The sequence below is a fragment of the Collinsella aerofaciens ATCC 25986 genome (assembly GCF_964259375.1).
GTDB lineage: Bacteria > Actinomycetota > Coriobacteriia > Coriobacteriales > Coriobacteriaceae > Collinsella > Collinsella aerofaciens_BO.
On the sequence record NZ_CAXVJM010000006.1, the window covers coordinates 114,989 to 125,166 of the forward strand.

Below are 10,178 nucleotides of genomic sequence, written 5' to 3' on the forward strand. Positions count from 1 at the left end.
ATGGCCAACCTTCGCGACATTAAGAAGCGAATCTCCTCGGTTACCACGACCAAGCAGATCACGCGCACGATGGAGATGGTCTCCACGGCCAAGATCCGTCGTGCCCTCGATCGCTCCAAGCAGGCCGAGCCCTATAAGGAGGCGCTGACCGACGTCATGTTGACGGTCGCCGGCGACGCCTCCTGCTCGGGCAACGATCCCATGCTGCATAAGCATGAGAGCGTTAAGCGTGGCCTGATTGTCGTCATTGCTTCGGACCGCGGCCTTGCCGGCGGTTTCAATACGACGGTGGAGCGCACGGCCGAAAAGCTCGCCGCTTCTTGGGCGAACGATGGCATCGAGTGCGAGATCATCGCGTGTGGGCGCAAACCGGCCACGTATTTCCGCGACCGCGCAAACGTCATCATGCACTTTGAGGGCAATTCCTCCGAGCCCGATTTTAATCAGGCTCGCATGATTTCCTCTCATATCTGCGATGCGTATCGTGCCGGTGAGCTTGACCGTGTCGAGCTTGTCTACCACCACGCCAAGAACCGCGTGGATCAGGAGCTTCGCGTCGAGCACTTGCTGCCGCTCGATCCCGAGATGATCGCTATGGCCCACGGTCCGCGTAAGAACGAGACCGACGCCCCTAAGCGCATCTCGTCCACGTTCGAGTTCGTGCCCTCTCCCGAGCATGTTCTCGGCAAGCTTGTACCGTCGTATATCCTGACGGTCATCTACCAGGCCCTGATCGATTCGGCGGCCGCCGAGCAGGGTGCGCGCCGCAAGGCCATGCACTCCGCAACGGAAAACGCCACCGCGATCATCTCGACCCTTACCCGCACGTATAGTCGCGTGCGTCAGGCTTCGATCACGACCGAGATTAACGAGATCGTCGGCGGAGCCTCAGCATTGGAGGAACAGTAATGGCTAATAACACCGTAAAGCTTGCGGTCGAGGAAGCCACCAAGAAGACGACTGCCGGTGATGGTCGCATCGTGCGTATCATCGGCCCTGTCGTCGACGTCAAGTTTGACGGTGCGGTGCCCCCGATCTACAACGCGCTCACGGTCGAGGCCGAGACCCCGATCGGTCACCTGAGCACGATCCTCGAGGTTGAGAGCCAGCTTCCGGGCGGCGTCGTCCGCACGGTCGCCATGTCCTCGACCGACGGTCTGCAGCGTGGTCTCATCGCCACCGATACCGGTGAGCCCATGAAGATGCCCGTTGGCCCCAAGACGCTCGGCCGCATTTGGAACGTCATGGGCAAGCCTGTCGACGGTAAGCCCATGCCCGAGGTGGAGGAGTTCTATCCCATCCACCACGCAGCGCCCCGCTTCGACGAGCTCACCACCAAGACCGAGATCTTCGAAACCGGCATCAAGGCCGTTGACCTGCTCGAGCCCTACATCCGTGGCGGCAAAACGGGTCTGTTCGGCGGCGCCGGCGTCGGCAAGACCGTTCTGATTCAGGAGCTCATCAACAACCTCGCCCAGGAGCACGGCGGCACCTCGGTGTTCACCGGTGTCGGCGAGCGTACTCGTGAGGGCACCGACCTGTTCCTCGAGATGAGCGAGTCTGGCGTCATCGATAAGACCTGCTTGGTCTATGGTCAGATGAACGAGCCGCCTGGAGCGCGTCTGCGCATCGGTCTGGCTGGCCTTACTACCGCTGAGTACTTCCGCGATCGCGGCCAGGACGTTCTGCTGTTCATCGACAACATCTTCCGCTTCTCCCAGGCCGGTTCCGAGGTTTCTGCACTGCTGGGTCGTATGCCGTCCGCCGTCGGTTATCAGCCTACGCTGGCTACCGAGATGGGCGACCTCCAGGAGCGCATTACCTCGACCAAGACGGGTTCCATTACCTCCGTCCAGGCTGTCTACGTCCCTGCAGACGACTTGACCGACCCGGCGCCTGCCACGACGTTTACGCACCTCGACGCCACTACGGTTCTTTCGCGTAGCATTTCGTCGCTCGGTCTGTTCCCGGCTATCGACCCGCTCGCTTCTTCCTCCGACGCTCTCGATCCCTCGATCGTCGGCGAGGAGCACTATCGTGTCGCCGTCAAGGTCCAGGAGCTTCTGCAGGAGTACTCCGACCTTCAGGACATCATCGCCATTCTGGGTATGGACGAGCTGTCCGAGGAGCAGCGCCTTACGGTCAACCGTGCCCGTAAGATCCAGCAGTTCCTCTCCCAGTCCTTCCACGTCGCCGAGAAGTTCACTGGCAACCCCGGTGTCTACGTCCGCGTCGAAGATACCGTTCGCTCCTTCGCCGAGATTGTTGACGGCAAGGCCGATGACCTGCCCGAGCAGGCATTCCGTTATGCTTCCACGATTGAGGACGTGCGCGAGCGCGCCCGCAAGATGGGGGAGAAGTAGGTTATGCGTATCCGCATCGTGTGCCCCGTGAGCTGCGCCTATGAGGGCGACGCTGCGTTTGTGTCGATTCCGTCCACGGATGGCGAGTTTGGCGTTCTGCCTGCTCACTCCAGCGAAATCTGCACGATCGACCGCGGTTACGTTCGCGTTTCCGATAAGGCCATGGGCACTGTCGACCACACGTTTGCTGTGGCCGGCGGCTATGCCCAGGTTGCGGACGATGTCGTGACCGTCCTCGCCGAGCGCGCTTGCGATTTGGTGACCGTCGACGCCGACAAGGTTAAAGCTGATATTCAAGGTTTTGAAGAGAAGCTGGGTAATTTGTCGGAGGATGATGCACGCCGCGCCTACCTCTATAATGAAATCGCATGGTGTAAGCTCAAGCTTGCCCAATAGTCAAACGCTTTAGCGTTCGACCATTTGCGAACACATCATGCCCGGGATGGCCCAGCCACCCCGGGCATGCTTTTTGAAAGGGTAGACCTTGGATATTATCCGCGTTGAGGGTGGCCACGCCATCGGAGGTTCCGTGCCTGTTTCGGGCGCCAAGAACTCCGCGCTCAAACTCATGGCGGCAACGCTTCTGGCGCCGGGCAAGACGACGCTGCAGAACGTGCCTGATATTTCCGATGTCCACGTGATGGGCAAGGTGCTCAAGGGCATGGGCGCTACGATCGATGTTCTCGACGAGCATACGCTCGAGATCGATACCTCCCAGGTCGATTCTTGGGAGGCGCCCTACGAGCTCGTTGCCAAGATGCGCGCTTCCACTGCCGTGATGGGACCCCTGCTGGGCCGTTTCCATCGCGCCAAGATCGCCATGCCCGGTGGCTGCAACCTGGGCGCTCGCAAGATCGATATGCATATCTTGGGTCTTGAGGCCTTGGGCGTCGAGTTCGATACCGCCCACGGCTATATCAACGCTAACGCGCCTCAGGGCCTGCGCGGCACCACCGTCACACTCGAGTTCGCCAGCGTCGGTGCGACCGAGAACCTCATCATGGCCTCCGTGCGTGCGCAGGGTACCACGGTTATCGATAATGCCGCCCGCGAGCCCGAGATCGTCGATCTCGCCAACATGCTTAATGAGATGGGCGCCAAGATCGTCGGCGCGGGCACGCCTGTCGTGACCATCGAGGGCGTGGAAGAGCTGCATCCCGTTACCCATCGCGTGGTGGGCGACCGCATCGAGGCCGGTACCTTTATCGTTGCCGGTGCGTTGATGGCAGACGACCGCGGTGTCGACGTCACAGGCTTTTGCCCCATTCACTTGGGAATGGTGCTCAAGAAGATGGAGCTCATGGGCATCGATTGCGAACGCATCGAGGATGGCGTCCACGTTAATCGCGTCGAGCGCATCAAGCCGGTCGATATCCAGACGCTCCCGTTCCCCGGTTTCCCCACGGACATGCAGGCGCAGATCATGGTGCTCTCCGCCCTGGCCGACGGCAGTTCCGTTATCACCGAGAACATCTTCGAGAATCGTTTTATGTTTGCATCCGAGCTGGTGCGCATGGGTGCCGATATTCGCATCGAGAGCCACCACGCCATGATTCACGGCGTCAAGGGCTTCTCCGGCGCTCAGGTAACCTCACCGGATCTTCGTGGTGGCGCGGCACTCGTCGTTGCCGGCCTCATTGCCGACGGTACGACCGAGGTCTCGGCCATCCATCACATTAAGCGCGGCTACGAACAGTTTGTCGAAAAGCTGCAGGCGCTTGGCGCTCATGTCGAGCACGCCACTGTTCCCGATCCCGTCATCTACTAATGCAGGTTGCCTATGTTTAAGAAAAAGCCCATTACGGAATCTCGAAGACCTTCGACCGGCGCCCAGGCAAAAATCTATAGCCGCGATAACGTTGCCCGCTATTCCGAGCGCGCCCGTCAGCGCCGTCGCGGCCATACGGTTCGCCGCGTTGTGCTCATTGCTGTGCTCGGTGTGCTGCTGAGCGCTACGACTGCCGCCGGCCTGTGGTTTGCCACCATTATGGGCAAGCTCGGCGATTCCAATGTCATTACCGACAACCTGCGCCAGATCCTGGTTGATACCGACGAGGCAAAGGACCCGTTCTACGTGCTGCTCCTTGGCACTGACGGTCGCCCGGGCGAGGATACATACCGCGCCGACTCGATTATTCTGGCGCGTATCGACCCCACGCAAAAACAGGCGACGCTCATCTCCATTCCGCGCGATACCAAGGTCGTCTACAACGGCTCGACCATGAAGATCAACGCCTGCCATACCTACGGCGGCGCCGAAGCCATGGTCCAGGCGGTCAACGAGCTGTGCGGTGTCCAGATTTCCCACTATGCCGAGGTCAGCTTCGACGGCATGCAGTCGCTCATCGATTCGGTCGGCGGCATCGACATTAACGCAACCGACGATGTCGACGACCCCGAGCATCTCGACATTAAGATCACCGCCGGTCAGCAGCACATGGATGGCGCGACCGCCCTTACCTATGCCCGTTGCCGCTACATCTATGCCGATGGCGACTACACACGCATGCGCCACCAGCGTCAGGTGCTCGGCGCCCTCGCCAACCAGATCCTCAACAACTTCGATGCCACCAAGGTCTTCGACCTCGTCAATTCGCTGTCCGACATGCTCGTGACCGATATGAGCGTTCAGGACATCGTCTCTACGGTCAATGCTATGCGCGGCATGGATGTTGACGGCATCTATTCGGCCAACTTGCCTTCGTATGCCGATGCCAGCACCATGATTGATGGCGTGAGCTACGTCTTTGTCTACGAGGACGAGCTTAAGGAAATGATGGAGCGCGTCGACGCTGGTAAGGATCCCAAGGGCCCCAATACCATGGGCCAGTCCGATGGCTCCAGCTCTACGATCGGCGACCTGAACAACAACACGTCCGATGATTACGCCAACGGCACCGCAACCTCATCGGTCAGCTCTGACGATTCGGACGATTCGACTGATTCGAGCGATTCGGATTACTACGAAGAGCCCACCGGCGACGGCAACGGCTACGAAGCCAACTACTAGAGTTACGCGGGCTTACCAGCCCGCGTAACGGCTCGACGCTGCGCGCCGCCCAGAGCGACAATTTGTCATTCAAAAGGCAGGGCATGACCAGAAGGTCAATGCCCTGCCTTTTTCATGCCAACTTGTTCGCTCTGGACGTCGCTCGCTGACGTTGATTCAACCAGCGATGCCGACTACACTCCTTGCACCAAAAATCGCCCCGTTCTCGGTTGAGGACGGGGCGATTCGTCTTTTGGGCTTGTGCGGCCAGATCTATGCGAAGCGGGTGACGAGTTCCTGGAGGACGTCGGTCATCTTGACGAGCGAGCTGACCGGGACAAACTCGTTGACGCCGTGGTAGCAGTAGCCGCCCGTGGAAAGGTTGGGGCAGGGCAGACCGCGGAACGACAGCTGCGCACCGTCGGTACCACCGCGAATCGGCAGCACCTGGGGCTCAATGCCGCAGGTAAGGTAGGCTTCCTTGGCGACATCGATAAGCTCGGGGTAGTCACGCACGATCTCGGCCATGTTGCGGTACTGCTGCTTGATCTCGACCGTCACGCGCTCTTCGCCCAGACGCTGGTTGAGCAGTGCTGCGGCGGCATCCATCAGCTCGAGCTTCTGCTGGAACTTGGCGGCATCGTGATCACGGACGATATAGCGCGCCGTGGCATGGTCGACCGTTGCCGAGACGCCCTCAAGGTGATAGAAGCCCTCGTAGCCCTCGGTGTATTCCGGACGCTGCTCGTAGGGGAGCAGGGCATTGAAGTCGCAGAATAGATTGCCCGCGTTGACCATGCGGCCTTTGGCGTCACCGGGATGGATGGATTGGCCCTCAAAGCGAACGGTTGCCTCGGCGGCGTTAAAGCACTCCCATTCCAGCTCGCCAACGGGACCGCCGTCGACCGTGTAGGCGTACTTGCAGCCAAAGGCCTCGATGTCCAACAGCTCGGCGCCGTGACCGATCTCCTCGTCCGGGCAAAAACAAATGCCGAGTGCGGGGTGGGGCAGCGAGGGGTCCTGAGCGATACGCGCGACAAGCGCCATGATCTCGGCGACGCCGGCCTTGTCGTCGGCGCCCAGCAGTGTGGTGCCGTCACTGCAGACCAAGTCCTCACCCACAAGGTCGTTCAGGGCGGGAAGCTTGGCGGTGCTCATGGCCACAGGCTTGCCGTCAACGGTACCGCAGACCAGGTCGCCGCCTTCGTAGTGCACAATGTGCGGCTTCACACCGGCGCCCGGCGCAACCTCGGTGGTGTCGAGGTGTGCGATCAGGCCCAGGGCGGGCTTGTTCTCCGCGCCCGCGCTCGCAGGAATATGCGCGCACACGTAAGCATGCTCGGTCACATGGGCATCGGTCGCGCCGAGCTCGCGCAGCTCCTCGGCCAGGATGTTGGCAAGGTCAAACTGAACGGTGCTCGAAGGCACCTGGTCGCAGTTTGCATCCTCGGATTGCGTGTTGATTTGGACGTAGCGCAAAAAGCGCTCAAGGACGTCGGGGTTCGTGGCGTTGTTTTCCATAAAGACCGCTCCAATCTTGGTCGTCGTGTGCAACAAGAACTCTAGCACGGTATGCCACGGCATACCGCGACACTTGGATGGGGTAGAATCAGCCTTTGAACGCAGAAGGGACGGAAGGTCATGGATACGACAAATAGCTCGCGCGAGCTGCACCTAACAGTGGCGAACGAAGACTACTTGGAGTGCATGGTTCGCATCGAAAACGAAGAAGGGGAGACCAATGGCGTGCGATCGGTCGACATCGCACAGCGTCTTGGTGTCTCCAAGGCATCGGTCAATAAGGCAGTTTCGGCGCTTAAGGCGTCCGAGCTTGTCGAGCAATCGCATTACGGCAAGGTCATCCTGACCGACCGTGGTCGCGAGGTCGGCACGGCTATCTGGTACCGTCATCGCCTTATCCGCACGTTTTTGGTCCAGGAGCTCGGCGTCGATTTTGAGCGGGCCGATTCCGAGGCGTGCATGATGGAACATGCGCTTTCCGAGGACACGATGAGCCGCTGGCTCGCCTATCTCGAAAAGCAGGGAATCAGCGTCGGGGAATAGTGAAACACATATATGGATACGAGTTATTACAACCGCCCCGGCGGCGAGGAACTTATGCGCCGCATGTCGAGCGAGACACTGTTGACGCAGGGCCCCATGGGCAGCGTGCTGATGAGTGAATACGATGCCGCCGACATCCCACCGGCGTTTTGGAACCTTGCCGAGCCGCAGACTGTTTCTCGTATCCATCGCCTGTATGTCGCCGCCGGTGCGCAGGTGCTCATTACCAATACCTTTCAGGCATCAAGCTATGCCCTCAAGCAAGATCAGATTACGCCGTCCGTGGCTGAGGTCAATCGCGCTGCCGTCGACGATGCGCGCCAGGCGCACCCTCAGCTGCTGCTGGGCTCGATGGGCCCGATCGGCATTGAGTGGTTTGCCGAAGACTCTGCCGAGTATCGAGAAATCCGAGGCATTTCGCGAGAGCAGGCATACGCCCTGCTCAATGCTGGTGTTGACGGTCTGCTGATCGAGACGGTGACGTCTATCCGTAATTTGCAGCCCATGCTTGCCGGCGCCCAGGATGCCGCCGACGGCATGCCTGTTTTGGTAAGTTTTGTCGTTGACGATAAAGGCGACCTGCTAGGCGATGGCCTCAACATCGAGGCTGCTGTTTTGTACGCCGAAAAGCACGGCGCAAACTCGGTTGGCGTTAACTGCTGTTCACTTGCGGCCGCGAACGTGGCGGTGCCCAGGATGGTTGCATCGGCGACTACGCCCGTCACGGTACGCCCCAACGTGGGTGATCCGGTCCAAACACAGGATGGTCCTGTGTGGCGCGAGAACCCCGAAGCCTTCGCGCGCGCTTGCATCGAATGGAGGCATGCCGGTGCCGCAATGGTGGGCAGTTGCTGTGGAACCACGGCGATCACCACGGCGGCGATGGCCGAGGCGCTCGATATATAAAGGTCAAAACCGCTCCATACGGGGCGGTTTTTTTATTGCCTGCACATCGTCGGTAGCATTTGCCCAAATGGTGAATGCCGGTTTTGGTAGGTTGCCGGGCAAGCGTTGCGGGTATACCCCATGCGTACCATGATCCAAACACTGTGAGGTGTCTGCGCGTGTGCGCGATAATTCATTTTGGAACTGACGGTTGGCGCGCCCGCGTCGACGACGACTTTACCGCCGACAACGTTGCCCGCATTGCCGATGCCGTCGGCGAGTTGTGGCAAAAGATCAATCCCGGCAAAACAGTATATATAGGGTTCGACACCCGGCCGCAGGCGCGCGAGTTCGCTGAGCTTGCGGCAGGCGTGCTTGCCGCTCACGGATTGGACGCAGTGCTCGCATCTCGGCCCGTCCCAACCCCCGCCCTTACGTGGGCGGCGGCGTATGACGGCGAGGCCTGCGGTGCGCTCATGGTGACGGGGTCCCATCATCCTCAGGGGTATCTGTGCCTTAAACTACGCATGGGAGATGGCTCGACGGCCAATCAGGACGTCATCGAAGAGCTCGAAGAGAGCATGGCCTCCGAGCCGATGGGGATCGAGGAAGGCTATCGCACCGCGGATATTATTCCTGACTATATGCAGGCGGTGGCATCGTTTGTCGATGCCGAGGCCATTCGAGCCGCTCACCTGCGTGTGGTAGTTGACCCCATGGGCGGCGCGGCCCAGGGATATCTTGCCGACCTGCTGCGGGAGCTAGGCGTCGAGGTGCACGAGATTCATGCCGGAGAGTCGTCCGATCAAGAGGACATTTGCCCCGACCCTGTTGAGCCATGGGTGGACGCTTGCGAGCGTGCGGTTGTCGAGGACGGGGCGTGCGCGGGCCTGGTGACCGACGGCGATGCCGATCGTATCGGCGCGGTCGATGAACGCGGTAGATATATTCATCCGCATCAAATCATGGCGCTTGTTCTTGGCGACCTCGTTCAATTCCGCAATTTGGAGGGGCGTGTCGTCGTCAATCTCTCGTGCTCGACGCTCGTGCGCCGCATTGCCGAGGCGCTTGGCTGTCGCGTGACCGTTAAGCCGGTCGGTTTCAAATATATAGCTGCAGAGATGAAGAAGGGCGGCGTCCTCATGGGGGGCGAGGAGGCCGGCGGTATCGGCATCGCCGCGCATATGCCCGAGCGTGATGGAATCCTTGCTTGTCTGATTCTGTGTGAGCTTATGGCAAAGACGGGCGCACCCTTGGGCGTTTTGGTCGATCAGCTCGAGGCCAGTTTTGGTAAGACGAGCTATGGGCGTCGAGATTTGCGCCTTGAGGCCGAAGATGCCGAATCGCTGCGAACGCTGCTTCCTGGCATGAATCCCAAATCGATTTGCGGCAAGGCGCCGCAGACTGTAAGCCATATGGATGGTTTACGTTTGGCATTCGAGGATGACACCTGGCTGCTGATCCGCCCTAGCGGGACCGAACCGGTGGTTCGCGTATACGCCGAGGGGTTCTCGGTGGAGGAGCGCGATGAGTTACTCGATGCCGGCTGTGCCCTGGCTAAGGGAGCCTATCAGCTTTAGCCATATGACGCTTCACTATAAAGAGACCCTCGGTGAGCGGTAGAGAACGGCTGGCAAACGTAAGCTGGCTTTAAATATGTGTAGGAAATGTGTACGACCAGATTCCCGCCCGCGGGGCCCCTCCGGTCTGGCAATATATCTCCTTGCCGCGCGGCCCGGTCGAACCGGATCAGCCGCAAAGCGTGCACCTTGAGAACCGGATACTGCGAGGATGGACACATTCAGTGTCGCATCCGGGCAGACATCGAACCATTTGAAATGGTCTAACTTGGATTTGTTTTTCGCAAGGCCGCCGAG

The 10,178-nt window shown here is 59.9% G+C and carries 9 protein-coding genes; 8 read left to right on the top strand and 1 reads right to left on the bottom strand.

Annotated elements, in window-relative coordinates:
- The 5 genes from atpG to ACEXKH_RS04265 all read left to right on the top strand — a co-directional run bounded on the left by atpG (position 1) and on the right by ACEXKH_RS04265 (position 5,373).
- The gene (gene atpG, locus ACEXKH_RS04245; RefSeq protein ID WP_373570911.1) at positions 1–909 is read left to right on the top strand and encodes an ATP synthase F1 subunit gamma; all 909 of its coding nucleotides are present in this window, start codon (positions 1–3) and stop codon (positions 907–909) included.
- Positions 909–2,363, top strand: a complete 1,455-nt coding sequence (atpD, locus tag ACEXKH_RS04250; RefSeq protein WP_006235717.1) for a F0F1 ATP synthase subunit beta — start codon at positions 909–911, stop codon at positions 2,361–2,363. Before atpG ends, atpD begins: the two co-directional genes overlap by 1 nt.
- Positions 2,364–2,366: 3 nt before the next feature.
- Positions 2,367–2,759 carry an ATP synthase F1 subunit epsilon gene (atpC, locus tag ACEXKH_RS04255; protein ID WP_373573201.1) on the top strand — a complete coding sequence of 131 codons (393 nt, stop codon included), beginning with the start codon at positions 2,367–2,369 and terminating at the stop codon, positions 2,757–2,759.
- A gap of 88 nt (positions 2,760–2,847) precedes the next feature.
- Complete coding sequence (gene murA / locus ACEXKH_RS04260) at positions 2,848–4,131, top strand: UDP-N-acetylglucosamine 1-carboxyvinyltransferase (RefSeq protein ID WP_161155775.1); 1,284 nt, start codon at positions 2,848–2,850, stop codon at positions 4,129–4,131.
- 12 nt (positions 4,132–4,143) lie between these two features.
- The gene (locus ACEXKH_RS04265) at positions 4,144–5,373 is read left to right on the top strand and encodes an LCP family protein (protein WP_373573202.1); all 1,230 of its coding nucleotides are present in this window, start codon (positions 4,144–4,146) and stop codon (positions 5,371–5,373) included.
- Positions 5,374–5,625: 252 nt separating this feature from the next.
- On the opposite strand, the gene pepT is transcribed toward ACEXKH_RS04265, so the two are convergent.
- Complete coding sequence (gene pepT / locus ACEXKH_RS04270) at positions 5,626–6,873, bottom strand: peptidase T (RefSeq protein ID WP_373573203.1); 1,248 nt, start codon at positions 6,871–6,873, stop codon at positions 5,626–5,628.
- Between the two features lie 120 nt (positions 6,874–6,993).
- Here pepT and ACEXKH_RS04275 point away from each other — a divergent pair, with 120 nt between their 5' ends.
- The 3 genes from ACEXKH_RS04275 to ACEXKH_RS04285 all read left to right on the top strand — a co-directional run bounded on the left by ACEXKH_RS04275 (position 6,994) and on the right by ACEXKH_RS04285 (position 9,881).
- Positions 6,994–7,416, top strand: coding sequence for a metal-dependent transcriptional regulator (locus ACEXKH_RS04275; RefSeq protein ID WP_373573204.1), 423 nt, complete (start codon positions 6,994–6,996; stop codon positions 7,414–7,416).
- 12 nt (positions 7,417–7,428) lie between these two features.
- The gene (locus ACEXKH_RS04280) at positions 7,429–8,322 is read left to right on the top strand and encodes a homocysteine S-methyltransferase family protein (RefSeq protein ID WP_260699629.1); all 894 of its coding nucleotides are present in this window, start codon (positions 7,429–7,431) and stop codon (positions 8,320–8,322) included.
- 158 nt (positions 8,323–8,480) lie between these two features.
- On the top strand, positions 8,481–9,881 hold the full coding sequence (locus ACEXKH_RS04285) for a phosphoglucomutase/phosphomannomutase family protein (protein ID WP_373573205.1): 1,401 nt from the start codon (positions 8,481–8,483) through the stop codon (positions 9,879–9,881).
- The last annotated feature ends 297 nt before the right edge of the window (positions 9,882–10,178 follow it).

What these genes read in the sequence shown, in the direction of transcription:
- atpC (WP_373573201.1), top strand. Translation starts at nt 2,367, where the DNA reads ATGCGTATCCGCATCGTGTGCCCCGTGAGCTGCGCCTATGAGGGCGAC.
- ACEXKH_RS04275 (WP_373573204.1), top strand. Translation starts at nt 6,994, where the DNA reads ATGGATACGACAAATAGCTCGCGCGAGCTGCACCTAACAGTGGCGAAC.
- atpG (WP_373570911.1), top strand. Translation starts at nt 1, where the DNA reads ATGGCCAACCTTCGCGACATTAAGAAGCGAATCTCCTCGGTTACCACG.
- pepT (WP_373573203.1), bottom strand. Translation starts at nt 6,873, where the DNA reads ATGGAAAACAACGCCACGAACCCCGACGTCCTTGAGCGCTTTTTGCGC.
- atpD (WP_006235717.1), top strand. Translation starts at nt 909, where the DNA reads ATGGCTAATAACACCGTAAAGCTTGCGGTCGAGGAAGCCACCAAGAAG.
- ACEXKH_RS04280 (WP_260699629.1), top strand. Translation starts at nt 7,429, where the DNA reads ATGGATACGAGTTATTACAACCGCCCCGGCGGCGAGGAACTTATGCGC.
- ACEXKH_RS04265 (WP_373573202.1), top strand. Translation starts at nt 4,144, where the DNA reads ATGTTTAAGAAAAAGCCCATTACGGAATCTCGAAGACCTTCGACCGGC.